This is a genomic window from Pseudomonas sp. NPDC089996, assembly GCF_044748405.1.
Taxonomy (GTDB): Bacteria; Pseudomonadota; Gammaproteobacteria; order Pseudomonadales; family Pseudomonadaceae; genus Aquipseudomonas.
Genome location: NZ_JBIVGA010000004.1, coordinates 189235 through 204256 on the forward strand (window position 1 = coordinate 189235; position 15022 = coordinate 204256).

The window sequence follows — 15022 nt, forward strand, 5'->3', positions numbered from 1 at the left end:
CGGAGGCTTCCAGATGTTCGATTCCAGCGCCCTGCTGCGCCAGCGTTTTGCCGCGCTGCGCAGTACGGCCGAGTTGTTTTCTCTGCGTCATGTGAAACAGTCGCACCAAGCGCTGTCGGTTCGTCGCAATGTGGCCGAGCCGCCCCACTTCAGCCAGGACGAGGGCGCCATGCTGACCGTGCGAGTCAACGGCGTAGAGGCCTATGCGGCCACCGCCGACCTGTCACAGGCTGGCCTGCAACGGGCACTGGAGCAGGCTGAGGCGCTGGCTCGACAGGTCGCCCGGCACAGTCTGCTCGACCTTCGCGAGCAGCCGGTGACCAGCGCCCGGCACGACCACATTTCACCCAACTTCGAGCGACCCGTGCCAAGCCTGGCCGACTGCCTTGGCCTGCTCGCCGCCGAATCGGCCAGCGTGCCCAGGGACAGCCGCCTGGTGGACTGGCAGGCCAGCCTGGGGCTGAGCCTGGTGGAGCAGACCTACCTGAACTCGGCCGGCGCCGAGCTGCGCCATGCCCAGCGCTTCCTGTTCCCGGGCCTGAGCGTCACCGCCAGCGACGGCCAGGACAGCCAGAGCCGCAGCCTGGGCCGTGACAACTTCGGCCAGCAGGGCGGCTTCGAGATCATCGAGCGCTGCGGCCTGGTCGGCGCTGCCCGCCAGGTCGCCGACCAGGCGCTGCAGCTGCTGCTGGCGCCGAACACACCCAGCGGCCCGCGTGACCTGCTGCTGATGCCCGACCAGATGATGCTGCAGATACACGAATCCATCGGCCACCCGCTGGAGATGGACCGCATCCTCGGCGACGAGCGCAATTACGCCGGCACCAGCTTCGTCAAAGCCAGCGACTTCGGCCACCTTCAATACGGCTCCAGCCTGCTCAACGTGACCTTCGACCCGACCATCGGCGAAGAACTGGCCAGCTACAGCTTCGATGATGATGGCAGCGAGGCCAGCAAGCAGTTCCTGATCCGCAATGGCCTGCTGCTGCGCCCGCTGGGCGGGGCACTGTCGCAGTTCCGCTCGGGCCTGAGTGGCGTGGCCAACAGCCGCGCCTGCGGCTGGAACCGCGCGCCAATCGACCGCATGGCCAACCTCAACATCGAACCCGGCGACCAGCCCCTCGACCAGCTGATCCAGGGCATCGAGCACGGCATCCTGATGCGTACCAACCGCTCCTGGTCGATCGACGATGCACGCAACAAATTCCAGTTCGGCTGCGAATGGGGCCAACTGATCGAAAACGGCGAGCTCAAGGGCATCGTCAAGAACCCCAGTTACCGCGGCATCTCCGCACAGTTCTGGCGCAACCTGGCGGCCGTCGGTGATCGCAGCACCTTCCAGGTACTGGGCACACCCAACTGCGGCAAGGGCGAACCCAACCAGGTGGTACGGGTCGGGCATGCCTCGCCCGCCTGCGTCTTCCGCCAGATAGACGTATTCGGAGGTGAAGCCTGATGAAGCCACTTTTCCAGACCCTGGTCGCCGCAATGCAGGATGCCCTGCAACCTGGCGAGCAGTTCACCCTTGGCTTCAGCGCCGAACAGTCGCAATTCGTGCGTTTCAACCACGCCAAGGTGCGCCAGGCCGGCGAGGTGAGCCAGGCCAGCGCGCAACTGCGGTTGATCCGTGAGGGCCGCCAGGCGGAACAGCAGGTGACCCTGAGCGGCGACACGCCACTTGACCGGCAACGCCTGATCTCAGCGCTGGAGCAGTTGCGCCAGACCCTGCCACTGCTGGCCGTGGACCCATACCTGCAGCTGGACCAGAGCGCCTGGCACAGCCTCAGCGAGCAGGCACAACCGCTACCCGGGCTTGACCAGGTCCTGACACTGCTCGACCGCGAAGCCGGCGACCTGGACTTGGTCGGCATCTACGCTGCCGGCCCGATCTGCCGGGGCTTTGCCAGCTCGTTCGGGGCGTTCGGCTGGCATCAGGCCAACAGCTTCAACTTCGACTGGAGCCTGTTCCACGGCAATGGCCAGGCGGTGAAGGCCAACTATGCCGGCCAGTGCTGGGACGCTGACGACTTCAGCGCCCGCCTGCGCCAGGCACGGGAGCAGCTGGGCTTCCTCGGCCGCCCGGCCGTGACGATCGAACCTGGCAGCTACCGCGCTTACCTGGCGCCTGCGGCCATGGACGAAATCGCCGGCATGCTCTGCTGGGGCGGCTTCTCCGCGCAGGCGCTGGCCACCGGCAACAGTGCCCTGCAACGCCTGTACAACGGCGATGCGCAACTGCATCCGATGGTGAGTTTCAGCGAGCAGGTCAGCGGCTCGCTGAGCCCGGCATTCTCCGACGAAGGCTCACCGCGCCTGGATGTTCCGCTGATTCAGCAGGGTAAAGCATTGCAGCGGCTGGTCAGTGCCCGCAGCGCAGCGGAGTTCGAGTTGCTGGCCAACGGCGCCGACAGCTACGAGTCGCCGTGCGCGTTGAGCCTAGCGCCGGGCAATTTGCCCAGCGAGCAGATTCTGGAGCGGCTTGGGACCGGGCTGTACATCAGCAACCTGTGGTACCTGAACTACTCTGACTTGCCAGCGGCACGCATGACCGGGCTGACCCGTTTTGCCACGTTCTGGGTGAAAAACGGCGAGATCCAGGGGCCGGTTAGCACCATGCGCTTCGATGACAGCCTGTACAGCCTGCTTGGCAGCCAGCTGGAGGATCTGACCCGCGAGCGCGAGATGATCCTGTCTACCAGTACCTATGGGCAGCGCAGTACCGGGTCGAGTCATCTGCCGGGAGCGCTGGTCAAGGGATTGACCCTGACATTGTGATTGGCCTTACCGGCCCTATTGCGGCTAAAGCCGCTCCTGCAGGGAATATGCAATCCCTGTAGGAGCGGCTTTAGCCGCAATAGGGCCGGCACTGACGGAAGAGCAAGCCATGCCCGAACGCATCCCCCTGGACCCCACCACCGCTCGCTGGATCCCGTGGGTGGTGGCCATCGCCTTCTTCATGCAGTCCCTGGACGGCACCATCCTCAATACCGCGCTGCCGGCCATGGCCCGCTCGCTGGCCGAAGACCCGCTGCGCATGCAGGGGGTGATCATCGCCTACATGCTCACCGTGGCGCTGTTGATTCCCGCCTCTGGCTGGATCGCCGACCGCTTCGGCACCAAGCGTATTTTCTTCAGCGCCATCCTGCTGTTCAGCTTCGGCTCGCTGCTGTGTGCCATGGCCAACAGCCTCGGTTTTCTGATCGGCGCCCGCATCGTGCAGGGCCTGGGCGGCGCGCTGATGCTGCCGGTCGGGCGCCTGGTGGTGCTGCGCGCCTACCCGCGCACCGAACTGGTGAGGATCATGAGCTTCATCACCATCCCCGGCCTGCTCGGCCCGCTGCTGGGCCCGACCCTTGGCGGCTGGTTGGTGGAAATCCTCAGCTGGCACTGGATCTTCCTGCTCAATCTGCCGGTCGGTGCGCTGGGCTGCTATGCCGTGTGGAAGTTCATTCCCGACCTGCGCGGGCTCGAGCGTACCCGCTTCGACACCCCAGGCTTCCTGCTGTTCGGCGCAGCGATGGTGCTGATCACCATCGCCATGGAAGGTTTGGGCGAGCTGCACCTGCCGCACCTGCGGGTGATGTTGCTGCTGTTCGCCGGCATGGCTTGCCTTGCCGCCTACTGGCTGCGCGCCGGGCGTGACCCGGAGCCGCTGTTCTCGCCCAGCCTGTTTCGCGTGCGCACCTTCGCCATCGGTATCCTTGGCAACCTGTTCTCGCGCCTGGGCAGCGGCGCCCTGCCCTTCCTGGTGCCGTTGTTGCTGCAGGTCGCGCTGGGCTATTCACCGTCCCAGGCCGGCATGAGCATGATTCCGCTGGCTGCTTCGGCGATGGTCGCCAAGTCTGTCGCCCGGCCACTGATCGAGCGGCTGGGCTACCGCATCGTGCTGACCGGCAACACCTTGCTGCTGGGCATCCTCCTGGCCAGCCTGGGCCTGGTCGACGAGCAGACCCCTTACGCCGTGCTGCTGGTGCAGCTGGCCCTGCTCGGCGCGGTCAACTCGATGCAGTTCACGGCCATGAACACGGTAACCCTGATCGACCTCGACGATGCCAGCGCCAGCAGCGGCAACAGCCTGCTGTCGGTGGTCGCGCAGCTGTCGCTGAGCCTCGGCGTGGCCTGCGCTGGCGCCTTGCTCGGCGGCTTTACCGCAGCGGGTAGCGCAGAGGGCGTGGAGACCACCCTGGGGGCGTTCCAGCTGACCTTCTTCACCATCGGGGTGATGGCCATGCTGGCGGCGGCGATCTTCCTGCAACTGTCGCCGACGGACGGAAGGCGTGCCCGTCGTCCGGAACAACACATGGAGTCGTAGGGCGAATGGCCATGAGGCTGGTAGACTGTGCGGCATTTTTCGCTTCGCAACGCAGGCCCGCCTCGTGACCACCGAATCCACCGCCTTTGCCACCTTGCCGCTGTCCACCGCCATGCTGGCCAACCTGGACGCCCTCGGCTACGCCTCGATGACGCCGATCCAGGCCCAGAGCCTGCCCGTCATCCTGCGCGGCCAGGACCTGATCGCCCAGGCCAAGACCGGCAGCGGCAAGACCGCCGCCTTCGGCATCGGCCTGCTCAACCCGATCAACCCGCGCTACTTCGGCTGCCAGGCGCTGGTGCTGTGCCCAACCCGCGAGCTCGCCGACCAGGTGGCCAAGGAACTGCGCCGCCTGGCCCGCGCCGAGGACAACATCAAGATCCTCACCCTCTGCGGCGGCGTGTCGCTGGGCCCGCAGATTGCCTCGCTGGAGCACGGTGCGCACATCATCGTTGGCACCCCGGGGCGTATCCAGCAGCACCTGGACAAAGGCACCCTGGTGCTCGACGGCCTGAACACGCTGGTGCTGGACGAAGCCGACCGCATGCTCGACATGGGCTTCTTCGACGCCATCGCCAGCATCATCGGCAAGACCCCGTCACGCCGCCAGACCCTGCTGTTTTCGGCCACCTACCCGGCCGGCATCGAGCAGCTGGCCGCCGACTTCATGCGCAAGCCGCAGCAGGTCAAGGTCGAAAGCCTGCACGCCGACAACCAGATCGAGCAGCGTTTCATCGAGATCGACCCGCAGCAACGCCTGGAAGCCGTCACCCGTGTGCTGGGCCACTACCGCCCGCAATCGTGCGTGGCGTTCTGCTTTACCAAGCAGCAGTGCGAGGATGTGGTTGCCCACCTGACCGCCAAGGGTATCGTCGCCCAGGCCCTGCACGGCGACCTGGAGCAGCGTGACCGCGACCAGGTGCTGACTATGTTCGCCAACCGCAGCAGCTCGGTACTGGTGGCCACCGACGTGGCGGCCCGTGGCCTGGATATCGATGGTCTGGACATGGTCATCAACGTCGAACTGGCCCGTGATGCCGAGATTCATGTGCACCGTGTTGGCCGTACCGGCCGTGCCGGGGAGAAAGGCATCGCGGTCAGCCTGGTCGCACCAGCCGAAGGCCACCGCGCCCAGGCCATCGAAGACCTGCAGAAAAGCCCGCTGCGCTGGGACCAGCTGGACAGCCTGAAGAACCAGGGCGGCGCGCCGCTGCTGCCGCTGATGAGCACGCTGTGCATTGCTGCCGGGCGCAAGGACAAGCTGCGCCCGGGTGACATTCTGGGCGCGTTGACCGGGGATGCCGGAATTCCGGGCAAACAGGTGGGCAAGATCGCCATCTTCGACTTCCAGGCGTTTGTGGCAGTCGAAAGGCCGCTGGCCAAGCAGGCCATGCAGCGCCTGAACAGCGGCAAGATCAAGGGCCGATCCCTGAAAGTCCGTATCGTCTGACCTATTTTGGGGCCGCTTTGCGGCCCTTTCGCGACACAAGGCCGCTCCTACAGGGGATCGCATGCTCCTGTAGGAGCGGCCTTGTGTCGCGAAAGGGCTGCGAAGCAGCCCCGGCATTCTATGAGGTAACACCGTGCACTCCACCGACGTGATCATCCTCGGCGCCGGCGCCGCCGGCCTGATGTGCGCCCAGCTCAGCGCCCGCCGTGGCCGCCGGGTGCTGCTGCTCGACCACGCCAACAAGCCTGGCAAGAAGATCCTCATGTCCGGCGGCGGGCGCTGCAACTTCACCAACATGTACACCGAGCCGGCCAACTTCCTCTCGCACAACGCCCACTTCTGCAAGTCGGCCCTGGCCCGCTACACCCAGTGGGACTTCATCGAGCTGGTGAGCAAGCATGGCGTGCCATACCACGAGAAGAAACTCGGCCAGCTGTTCTGCGACAACAAGGCCAGCGACATCCTCGACATGCTGCTGGCCGAATGCGACGACGCCGGCGCCGAAATCCGCATGCACACCAGCATCGAACACATCGAGAAGACCGAAGCCGGCTACCTGCTGCAAACCAGCGGCGGCCAGTTCGCCTGCCAGTCGCTGGTGATCGCCACCGGCGGCCTGTCGATCCCGACCCTGGGCGCCTCCGGCTTCGGTTACCAGGTGGCCCGCCAGTTCGGCCACACGCTGCTGCCAACCCGCGCCGGATTGGTGCCATTCACCATCACCGAGCCCCAACTCAAGGCACTGTGCACCGAGTTGTCAGGCACGTCGCTCGACTGCACCGCCAGTTGCAATGGCACCAGCTTCCGCGAAAACCTGCTGTTCACTCACCGCGGTCTCAGTGGCCCGGCAATTCTGCAGATCTCGTCGTTCTGGGAAGCCGGTGACACGGTGGAATTGAACCTGCTTCCCGATCGCGATGCCTTGACCTGGCTGCAGCAGATGCAAGCCGAGCGTGCCAACGCCGAACTGAAGACCGTGCTGGGCGAGGTGTTCACCCGCAAGCTGGCCAACCTGCTGGCCGAGCAGTGGTTCGAGTCCCGGCCGATGAAACAGTACACCCCGGCGGAACTGGCGCAGATCGCCGAGAAACTGTCGAACTGGCAGGTGGTACCGGCCGGTACCGAAGGCTACCGCACTGCGGAAGTCACCCTCGGTGGCGTGGACACCCGTGAAGTGTCGTCCAAGACCATGGAATCGCTGAAAAGCCCCGGCCTGTACTTCATCGGCGAAGTGCTCGACGTCACCGGCCATCTGGGCGGTTTCAACTTCCAGTGGGCCTGGGCATCGGCCAACGCCGCTGCGCAGTTCGTGTAGAGTAGAATCCATTCAGCAGCACGGAACGCTTCTTGCTGGCCGTGCTGCAATGCATTCATTCGATCACTGCCCAGCAGGCCATCATGCCATCGAGCTCGTTCCGTCAGTCACTGCGTCGCCTGTGGGGTCAAGACAAGTTCAGCTACAGCATCCGGGTCACCATCGCCCTGACCGGCAGCCTGGCCCTGTGCTGGTACCAGAACGAGATGGCCCTGCTGATTCCGCTGTTCCTCGGCATCATCGCCAGCGCCCTGGCCGAGACCGATGACAGCTGGCAGGGCCGCCTCAGCGCCCTGGCCGTTACCCTCACCTGCTTTGCCATTGCCGCGCTGGCAGTGGAGTTGCTGTTCCCCTACCCGTGGGTCTTCGCCATCGCCCTGGCCCTGGCAGCGTTTGGCCTGACCATGCTCGGCGCCTTGGGCGAGCGCTATGGCGCGATTGCTTCGGCGACCCTGATCACCTCGGTGTACACCATGATCGGCGTGGACCAGCGTGGCGGACAGGTCACGGATTTCTGGCACGAACCCATGCTGCTGGTGGCGGGCGCAGCCTGGTACGGGCTGCTCTCGGTGCTGTGGCAGGCGCTGTTTGCCAACCAGCCGGTGCAGCAGAGCCTGGCCAAGCTGTTCTTCGAACTTGGCAGCTACCTCAAGCTCAAGGCCAGCCTGTTCGAGCCGATCCGCAACCTTGATGTCGAAGCCCAGCGCCTGGACCTGGCCCGGCAGAATGGCAAAGTGGTGGCGGCGCTCAATGCGGCCAAGGAGATCATTCTGCACCGGGTCGGCAACAGCCAGCCGAACTCCAAGGTCAGCCGCTACCTCAAGCTGTACTTCCTGGCCCAGGACATCCACGAACGGGTCAGCGCCTCGCACTACCCTTACAATGCCCTGAACGAAGCGTTCTTCCACAGCGATGTCATGTTCCGCTGCCAACGGCTGCTGCGCAAACAGGGTGCCTCCTGCCAGGAGCTGGCCCGCTCGATCCGCCTGCGCCAACCCTTCGTGCTGGCCACGGGCTTCACCGAGGCACTGGAAGACCTCAACGCCTCGCTCGAACACCTGCGCACCCAGAACAACCCGGCCTGGCGTGGCCTGCTGCGCTCGTTGCGCGCCCTGGCCGCCAACCTCGCGACCCTCGACCGCCTGCTCAGCGCCGCCAGCAACCCCGACAGCCTGGCCGACGCCAGCGACAGCAGCCTGCTCGACCGCTCGCCCCGCACTCTGAAAGACGTGTGGACGCGCCTGCGCACCCAGCTGACGCCGACCTCGCTGCTGTTCCGCCACGCCCTGCGCCTGCCGCTGGCTCTGTCGATCGGTTACGGCATGGTGCACCTGATCCACCCGACCCAGGGCTACTGGATCATCCTCACCACGCTGTTCGTCTGCCAGCCCAACTATGGCGCCACCCGGCGCAAGCTGGTGCAGCGGATCTTCGGCACCGCGATCGGCCTGACTGTCGGTTGGGCGCTGTTCGACCTGTTCCCCAACCCGGTCATCCAGTCGCTGTTCGCCGTGGCTGCGGGGGTGGTGTTCTTCGTCAACCGCACCACCCGCTACACCCTGGCCACGGCGGCGATCACGCTGATGGTGCTGTTCTGCTTCAACCAGATCGGCGACGGTTACGGCCTGTTCCTGCCGCGCCTGTTCGATACCTTGGTCGGCAGCCTGATCGCCATCCTCGCGGTATTCCTGTTCCTGCCTGACTGGCAGGGCCGACGGTTGAACAAGGCGCTGGCCAACACCCTGGCCTGCGCCAGCGTGTACCTGCGCCAGATCATGCAACAGTACGCCCACGGCAAGCGTGACGACCTCGCCTACCGCCTGGCCCGGCGCAACGCCCACAACGCTGATGCAGCGCTGTCGACCACACTGGCCAACATGCTCATGGAGCCGGGGCATTTCCGCAAGGAAGCCGATGTCGGGTTCCGCTTCCTGGTGCTGTCGCACACCTTGCTCAGTTACCTGTCAGGGCTGGGCGCGCACCGCGATACCGCCTTGCCGGCAGAGGTGCAGGAGCAGTTGATTGATGGCGCCGCGCAGCGGCTGGCCAATAGCCTGGACGAAATTGCCAACGGCCTGGCGGCGCGGCTGCCGGTGGCGATACACAGTGATGAGGAAGAGGCGCTGGCCAATGCCCTGGAGCAGATGCCGGAGGAGCTGGATGAGCACCAGCGGTTGGTGCAGACCCAGTTGGCGCTGATCTGCAGGCAGTTGGGACCGTTGCGGACCTTGGCGGCACACCTGATCAAAGAGGCACCGGCGGCCTGAGTTTTTCCTGTGCTGGCAACCGAGATCAGAAGCCATGCTGGCGCATCAGCCTCGCATAGCTGCCATCGGCCTTCATTGCTGCGATGGCCTGATCGAACCGTTCGACGATCTGCTGGTGATCGGGATGCTTCAGGCTGACCAGAATATGCAGGCTGTTCTCCCCCAGCAGCGGCTCCATCACCATCACCGCATCGCGCACGGCCTGCGGCTCGCGCTGCAGGTTATAGCGCGCCACGTATTCGTCCTCCACTGCCAGGTTGACTCTCCCGGCTGCGAGCATGCGCACGGCGGTGGAGAAGTCGCGCACCTCCACTTTGTGCAGGCGTGTATCGCCATCGAACTGCGGTGAATAGGCATAGTCGCGCACCACCGCAATGCTGTAGGGGTAAAGGTCGGTCTGGTGCTCGTAGCGGAACGTGTCGCCCTTGCGCTGGAGCAGGCGAATGCGGTTGCTCAGGTAGCCCTTGGAAAATTGCCCGATCTGTTTGCGCGCGTCGTTGTACCAAGCGCTGATGAGCACGTCGTAGCGCCCTTCGCCAACGCCCATCAAGGCCCGCGCCCACGGCACCTCTTCGTAGCCGCTGGCATACCCGGCACGGGCCAGGGCCGTAGTGACCAGGCTAGTGGCCAGGCCGCCACCTGGCATGCTGCTGTCGGTAAAGGGCGGCCAATGGTCGGCCACCAGCCGTAGCCTGTCCTGGCCGGCTGCAGGTGCTGCCAGGAGCACGCCCAGCAAGCCCAACGCGCAAAGCAGTGGCCGCATGCAGAAGTCCTTTTGCAGTGGGAGGCACACGCTGTGGAAGGCAAATCGCAGATCAGGGTACACAATGGCCGCTGCGTCAGGCAGCGGCCAATAATGTCATTTAGCCTCTATTTTGGCCGAACTGAGAAAATTTGCGATGATCGGCGATCATTTTCAGGAGCTGCCACCATGCCCACCCACTGGCTTTGCAAGCATCACACCGACCTCGACAAGCAGGAGCTCTACGCCATCCTGCAACTGCGTACGGCCGTGTTCGTGGTCGAGCAGCGCTGCGCCTACCAGGAAGTCGACGGCCAGGACCTGACGGGCGACACCCTGCACCTTATGGGCTGGCAGGATGACAAGCTGGTGGCCTACCTGCGCCTGCTCGACCCGCAGTCCCAGGGTGGCGATGTAGTCATCGGGCGCGTGGTGACCTCTCCCGAGGCGCGTGAGCTGAAACTCGGGCATCCGTTGCTGATGAAAGGGCTGGAAGCGGCCGGTCACTGCTGGCATGGGACGCCCGTGTACCTGTCGGCCCAGGCACACCTGCAGGGTTTCTACGCCCGGCACGGTTTCGAGGCGGTGGGTGAGCAATACCTGGAGGACGACATACCCCATATCGGCATGCGCAAGGTCATGGATAGCCCAGCACTTCCCTGATCTGGCGCAGGTGCTGGATGATCCACTGTTTGTCGATCGCCCCCCAGTCATGGATGCGGTAATGCCCGGCATGGTTGCGCGCACCTTGCTGCTGCTCGAACTCGCAGACGATGTCCAGGTCGGCGAGTGCGGCGATCGTGTCCTGTGCCGTGCGGCGCGGCATGCCGGTGGCCTCCATCAGCGCCGGCACGCTGGTGGCGGTGTGGCTGTCGATCAACCAGGCCACGTACAGGCGGCGGTAGAAGCTGCTCTTGGTCTTGCTCACATCCATGCTGCGTGATCCTTACAGGTTGCCCGGCAACTCCCGATAGGTCAGGTAGACGCGCAGGTCGAATTCCAGTTGATGGTAGGCCGGTTCCATGTGCTGGCAAAGCTGGTAGAACGCCTTGTTGTGGTCGCGCTCGCGCAAGTGCGCCAGCTCGTGCACCACGATCATGCGCAGGAACTCCGGCGCCGCCTCCTTGAACAGCGAGGCGATACGGATTTCCTTCTTTGCCTTGAGCTTGCCGCCCTGCACCCGCGAAACCGCAGTATTGAGCCCCAGGGCCCGATGGGTCAGGTCCAGGCGGTTGTCGAACAGCACCTTGTCCAGGTTTGGCGCACTGCGCAGGTATTGCTGGCGCAAGTCCTGGGCGTAGCCGTACAGCGCCTTGTCGCTCTGCACGTCATGGCGGCCGGGGTAGCGGCGCTGCAGGTATTCGCCCAGGCGGTCGCTGTCGATCATCTGCCGCACCTGCTCCTGCAGGTGCGGTGGGTAGGCTTGCAAATAGCGTAATACGGTCATGGCACGGCATTCGGCGTAACGAATGGCGATTCTAGCCAATCACGGCCGCGGCCAGGGAAAATTCGCCGGAAAGCCGCTGGCATCGGCCGCCGTCATCGGGCGCGCTACCAGAAAACCCTGCACATAGGCGCAACCGTTTGCTTTCAGCCACGCAGCCTGGGCTGGTGTTTCAACACCCTCTGCGATCACGGTGATACCGTAGTCCGCGCACAGCCCGATGACACTGCGCACCAATGCGCCATCCGCCGTCGAATCCGGCAGCCGTGCCACCAGGTGACGGTCCAGCTTCAATGTGTCGATGGGCAGGTCGCGCAACATGCGCAGCGAGCAGTCGCCCGCACCGAAATCGTCCAGCGCCACGCGCACGCCCAGCTCGCGCAGGCGGTGAATCTGCTTGATCGCCGTGTCGATGTTGTACATCAGCGAGGTCTCGGCCACCTCGACTTCCAATTGCGCCGGGTCGAGCTGGTAGTCCTGGATTACCCGTTGCAGTTCATCGACCAGGCTGGGCATGGTGAACTGCGCCCGGCTCAGGCTGATACCCAGCACCAGCTCCGGGGCAAAGCACTGGCACCAGGCCTGACGCTGGGCGGCCCCCTGGCGGTAGATCCAGCTGGCCAGGCGGTTGATCAGCCTTGCCTCCTCCAGCAAGGGGATGAACAGCCCGGGCGGCACATCGCCGACACTGGGATGCTGCCAGCGCAGCAGGGCCTCGAAGCCCCGCAGCTGGCCATCGGCAAAGGCCACCTGAGGTTGGTAGACGAGGCTGAAATCCTGAGCCTCGATGGCATTGCGCACGCTGTCTTCGAGCATCAGCCGCGAGCGGGCGCGGCCGTTGAGTTCCTGATCATAGAAGCGATATTGCTGGCGACCGGCCTGCTTGGCCGCGTACATCGCAGTATCGGCAGCGCGCAGCAGGCCTTCGACATTGCTGCCACAGTCGGGAAAGGTGGCGATGCCGATGCTGACACCCAGGCACACATCCAGCCCTTCCACCTGCTGCTGGATCGACACCCGCTCGAGCAGCTTCTCGGCATGGCGCCCGGCCTGTTCCGGGTAGGGCAAACCATCGAACAGCGCAGTGAATTCGTCGCCTCCCATGCGCGCCAGCAGCGCCTCGCTGCCAAGGCAGTCCTTGATCTGCTCGGCCACCCAGCGCAGCACCCGGTCTCCAGCCTCATGGCCTAGCGAGTCATTGATCCGTTTGAAGCCATCCAGGTCCATATACATCAGGGCCTGGACCTTGTTCGAGCGCTCGCCGCGCAGCAATACGCCTTCGGCAGCCTGGTAGAAACCACGGCGGTTGAGCAGGCCGGTCAAGGGGTCGGTTACCGCCTGGTACTCAAGCTGCTGGTGCAGGTTGCGCTCTACCGACATGTCCAGCACCGTCACCACCATGGCCTGCTGCTCCGCCGGCAACGGCGCGCACGAAAGGGCCACAGGCACCAGCTGACTTCCCGGAATGCGCAGGTGGGCATCATGGACCCGCACGATCTGCCGCGCGAGATAGGCGTTGTGGAACTCGGACTCGCTCCACAGGGTGGCGCTGGCCAATTGCAGCAGATCGAGCAGATGCACACCCTGCAATTGCTCGACCGGGGTATTCATCAAGCGCGAGATCGCCGGGTTGGCGAAGCTGATGACACCCTCGGCATCGACCACCAGTATGCCTTCGGCAGCGTTCTCGAGGATCGAGGCATTGAACGCCCGGGCCGCCTCCAGCTCGCGGGTCAGGCGCTGCAACATGCGCCGGTTGCGCTGCTGATCCAGCTGCGCCTGCACCTTGGGCTTGAGGATCTGTGGATCGAACGGCTTGAACAGGTAATCCACTGCGCCGCTGGCGTAGCCCTTGAGCACGGCGGCATCGGACTGCTCGTTGGCCGTGAGAAAGATGATCGGGGTCAGGCGGGTACGCTGGCTGCCGCGCATCAGGCGGGCAACCTCGAAGCCGTCCATTTCGGGCATCTGCACATCGAGCAGTACCAGATCAACTTCGTGTTCAAGCAACGTACCCAAAGCTTCCATCCCTGAGCTTGCCGTCAACACGTGCCAATCGTTGCGCGCCAGCAAGGCCCGCATGCTGATGAGGTTTTCCGGGTAATCGTCTACCACCAGAAGAACAGATTTTCCATCCAGTGGTTGAGGGTAAGCGCCATCCATGCTGCTTCTCTTGTTTGATCGATTTCGGCTCGCTATTGGATCCGATTAATACTCTAGACCTGCGATTGCGACAAGCAATGCAATCAGATCGCTATCAGTGAACAAGTTTCACGTTAGCCGACTAACGGTAGCCTTGCAGCATTTTCGACGCATAAAAAAACCCGCATCGCTGCGGGTTTTTCATGACTGCGCCTGTGAATCAGTTGACCTTGGCGGCCAGCTCACCCTTCAGGTAGCGCTGGAACATGCCTTCCAGGGAGATCGGCTTGATCTTCGAGGCATTGCCGGCGGTACCGAACGCTTCGTAACGGGCGATGCACACGTCACGCATGGCCTTGACGGTTTCACCGAAGAACTTGCGCGGGTCGAACTCGCTTGGGTTCTGAGCCATCAGGCGGCGCATGGCACCGGTGGACGCCAGACGCAGGTCGGTGTCGATATTGACCTTGCGCACGCCGTGCTTGATGCCTTCGACGATCTCTTCGACCGGTACGCCGTAGGTCTCTTTGATGTCGCCGCCGTACTGGTTGATGATCGCCAGCCATTCTTGCGGTACCGAGGAAGAACCGTGCATCACCAGGTGGGTGTTAGGGATGCGCTTGTGGATTTCCTTGATGCGGTCGATGGCCAGCACGTCGCCGGTAGGCGGCTTGGTGAACTTGTAGGCACCGTGGCTGGTACCGATGGCGATGGCCAGGGCATCCACCTGGGTCTTCTTGACGAAGTCGGCGGCTTCTTCCGGGTCGGTCAGCATCTGGCTGTGGTCCAGCACGCCTTCGGCGCCGATGCCGTCTTCTTCACCGGCCATGCCGGTTTCCAGCGAACCCAGGCAGCCCAGTTCGCCTTCCACCGATACGCCGCAGGCGTGGGCCATGGCCACGGTCTGCTGGGTGACGCGGACGTTGTACTCGTAGTCGGTCGGGGTCTTGCCGTCTTCACCCAGCGAGCCGTCCATCATCACCGAGCTGAAGCCCAGCTGGATGGAACGCTGGCACACGTCAGGGCTGGTGCCGTGGTCCTGGTGCATGCACACCGGGATGTGCGGGAATTCTTCGATGGCAGCCAGGATCAGGTGGCGCAGGAACGGGGCACCGGCGTATTTGCGGGCGCCGGCCGAAGCCTGGACGATCACCGGGGAGTCGGTCTTGTCGGCCGCTTCCATGATGGCGCGCATCTGCTCGAGGTTGTTGACGTTGAAAGCCGGAACGCCGTAACCGAACTCGGCGGCGTGGTCCAGCATCTGGCGCATGCTAATGAGTGCCATTGTGTATCTCTCTCCCGACAAGCGTCGATTGTTTCGTGCAAGCCTGCCGCAGGGGCGGTTGCTGT

Annotated in this window: 12 protein-coding genes; 7 read left to right on the forward strand and 5 right to left on the reverse strand. The window is 64.2% G+C overall.

The genetic code is table 11. From position 1 onward, the window contains the following. Positions 1 to 13: 13 nt before the first annotated feature. The 6 genes from ACIPW4_RS08720 to yccS all read left to right on the forward strand — a co-directional run bounded on the left by ACIPW4_RS08720 (position 14) and on the right by yccS (position 9344). Positions 14 to 1456: a TldD/PmbA family protein gene (locus tag ACIPW4_RS08720; RefSeq protein ID WP_400656742.1), complete on the forward strand. Its 1443-nt coding sequence runs from the start codon at positions 14 to 16 to the stop codon at positions 1454 to 1456. Continuing rightward, positions 1456 to 2775: a TldD/PmbA family protein gene (locus ACIPW4_RS08725; RefSeq protein ID WP_400656743.1), complete on the forward strand. Its 1320-nt coding sequence runs from the start codon at positions 1456 to 1458 to the stop codon at positions 2773 to 2775. The genes ACIPW4_RS08720 and ACIPW4_RS08725 overlap by 1 nt, the downstream gene beginning before the upstream one ends. Positions 2776 to 2884: 109 nt before the next feature. Then, on the forward strand, positions 2885 to 4312 hold the full coding sequence (gene mdtD / locus ACIPW4_RS08730) for a multidrug transporter subunit MdtD (RefSeq protein ID WP_400656745.1): 1428 nt from the start codon (positions 2885 to 2887) through the stop codon (positions 4310 to 4312). 112 nt (positions 4313 to 4424) lie between these two features. After that, entirely contained in the window at positions 4425 to 5762 is a 1338-nt protein-coding gene (gene dbpA / locus ACIPW4_RS08735) for an ATP-dependent RNA helicase DbpA (protein WP_400657234.1), read from the forward strand. 133 nt (positions 5763 to 5895) lie between these two features. Further along, positions 5896 to 7077 (forward strand): NAD(P)/FAD-dependent oxidoreductase, encoded by a 1182-nt coding sequence (locus tag ACIPW4_RS08740; protein ID WP_400656747.1) that lies wholly within the window; start codon positions 5896 to 5898, stop codon positions 7075 to 7077. A gap of 83 nt (positions 7078 to 7160) precedes the next feature. Further along, positions 7161 to 9344 carry a YccS family putative transporter gene (gene yccS / locus ACIPW4_RS08745; protein WP_400657236.1) on the forward strand — a complete coding sequence of 728 codons (2184 nt, stop codon included), beginning with the start codon at positions 7161 to 7163 and terminating at the stop codon, positions 9342 to 9344. Between the two features lie 25 nt (positions 9345 to 9369). On the opposite strand, the gene ACIPW4_RS08750 is transcribed toward yccS, so the two are convergent. Then, on the reverse strand, positions 9370 to 10107 hold the full coding sequence (locus ACIPW4_RS08750) for a substrate-binding periplasmic protein (RefSeq protein WP_400656749.1): 738 nt from the start codon (positions 10105 to 10107) through the stop codon (positions 9370 to 9372). A gap of 168 nt (positions 10108 to 10275) precedes the next feature. Between ACIPW4_RS08750 and ACIPW4_RS08755 the strand changes: the two genes are divergently transcribed. Further along, positions 10276 to 10749: a GNAT family N-acetyltransferase gene (locus ACIPW4_RS08755; RefSeq protein ID WP_400656751.1), complete on the forward strand. Its 474-nt coding sequence runs from the start codon at positions 10276 to 10278 to the stop codon at positions 10747 to 10749. On the opposite strand, the gene ACIPW4_RS08760 is transcribed toward ACIPW4_RS08755, so the two are convergent. The 4 genes from ACIPW4_RS08760 to fba form a co-directional block, all read right to left on the reverse strand. Continuing rightward, a complete protein-coding gene (locus ACIPW4_RS08760; protein ID WP_400656753.1) occupies positions 10724 to 11020 on the reverse strand; it encodes a helix-turn-helix domain-containing protein in 297 nt (98 codons plus the stop codon). The genes ACIPW4_RS08755 and ACIPW4_RS08760 overlap by 26 nt on opposite strands. 12 nt (positions 11021 to 11032) lie before the next feature. Next, positions 11033 to 11533 (reverse strand): M48 family metallopeptidase, encoded by a 501-nt coding sequence (locus ACIPW4_RS08765; protein WP_027920691.1) that lies wholly within the window; start codon positions 11531 to 11533, stop codon positions 11033 to 11035. A 39-nt stretch (positions 11534 to 11572) separates the two neighbouring features. Further along, the gene (locus tag ACIPW4_RS08770) at positions 11573 to 13693 is read right to left on the reverse strand and encodes a putative bifunctional diguanylate cyclase/phosphodiesterase (RefSeq protein ID WP_400656754.1); all 2121 of its coding nucleotides are present in this window, start codon (positions 13691 to 13693) and stop codon (positions 11573 to 11575) included. A gap of 199 nt (positions 13694 to 13892) precedes the next feature. Further along, on the reverse strand, positions 13893 to 14957 hold the full coding sequence (gene fba / locus ACIPW4_RS08775; RefSeq protein ID WP_008093958.1) for a class II fructose-bisphosphate aldolase: 1065 nt from the start codon (positions 14955 to 14957) through the stop codon (positions 13893 to 13895). Between the last annotated feature and the right edge of the window lie 65 nt (positions 14958 to 15022).

Bases quoted from the DNA above. Each gene is read 5' to 3' on its own strand.
- ACIPW4_RS08720 (WP_400656742.1), top strand. From the start codon at position 14: ATGTTCGATTCCAGCGCCCTGCTGCGCCAGCGTTTTGCCGCGCTGCGC.
- ACIPW4_RS08725 (WP_400656743.1), top strand. From the start codon at position 1,456: ATGAAGCCACTTTTCCAGACCCTGGTCGCCGCAATGCAGGATGCCCTG.
- mdtD (WP_400656745.1), top strand. From the start codon at position 2,885: ATGCCCGAACGCATCCCCCTGGACCCCACCACCGCTCGCTGGATCCCG.
- dbpA (WP_400657234.1), top strand. From the start codon at position 4,425: ATGCTGGCCAACCTGGACGCCCTCGGCTACGCCTCGATGACGCCGATC.
- yccS (WP_400657236.1), top strand. From the start codon at position 7,161: ATGCCATCGAGCTCGTTCCGTCAGTCACTGCGTCGCCTGTGGGGTCAA.
- ACIPW4_RS08750 (WP_400656749.1), bottom strand. From the start codon at position 10,107: ATGCGGCCACTGCTTTGCGCGTTGGGCTTGCTGGGCGTGCTCCTGGCA.
- ACIPW4_RS08755 (WP_400656751.1), top strand. From the start codon at position 10,276: ATGCCCACCCACTGGCTTTGCAAGCATCACACCGACCTCGACAAGCAG.
- ACIPW4_RS08760 (WP_400656753.1), bottom strand. From the start codon at position 11,020: ATGGATGTGAGCAAGACCAAGAGCAGCTTCTACCGCCGCCTGTACGTG.
- ACIPW4_RS08765 (WP_027920691.1), bottom strand. From the start codon at position 11,533: ATGACCGTATTACGCTATTTGCAAGCCTACCCACCGCACCTGCAGGAG.
- ACIPW4_RS08770 (WP_400656754.1), bottom strand. From the start codon at position 13,693: ATGGATGGCGCTTACCCTCAACCACTGGATGGAAAATCTGTTCTTCTG.
- fba (WP_008093958.1), bottom strand. From the start codon at position 14,957: ATGGCACTCATTAGCATGCGCCAGATGCTGGACCACGCCGCCGAGTTC.